The organism is Loigolactobacillus binensis (assembly GCF_005405165.1).
Lineage (GTDB): Bacteria > Bacillota > Bacilli > Lactobacillales > Lactobacillaceae > Loigolactobacillus > Loigolactobacillus binensis.
In genome coordinates, this window is sequence record NZ_BJDN01000089.1 from 1 (window position 1) to 403 (window position 403).

2 tRNA genes are annotated in these 403 nt (G+C 41.2%); both read left to right on the top strand.

Going from position 1 to position 403, the window contains the following annotated elements:
* The first annotated feature begins 125 nt into the window (after window positions 1–125).
* Window positions 126–199: transfer RNA gene (locus FFM78_RS13735), tRNA-Ile, on the top strand.
* 14 nt (window positions 200–213) lie between these two features.
* A tRNA-Ala gene (locus FFM78_RS13740) sits at window positions 214–286 on the top strand.
* Window positions 287–403 lie beyond the last annotated feature (117 nt).

Here is a 403-nt window from a genome sequence, read left to right on the forward strand (position 1 = left end):
TAGGAGAACCTGCGGCTGGATCACCTCCTTTCTAAGGAATAATTACGGAAACCTACACACTTGTCGAAGATTTGTTTAGTTTTGAGAGGTCTACTCTCATACTTATATTAATTGGACGCTTTTTTGGGCCTATAGCTCAGCTGGTTAGAGCGCACGCCTGATAAGCGTGAGGTCGATGGTTCAAGTCCATTTAGGCCCATTTCTAATTAATATGGGGGATTAGCTCAGATGGGAGAGCGCCTGCTTTGCACGCAGGAGGTCATCGGTTCGATCCCGTTATCCTCCATTAACAGCGAGAGCTGTTAAACGTTGTACTTTGAAAACTGGATATTCAATTTCTATGTAATAATGTGAAAATTATAAACCGAGAATTAACACTGCGTTTTAAAGAGTTTTTTAAGAA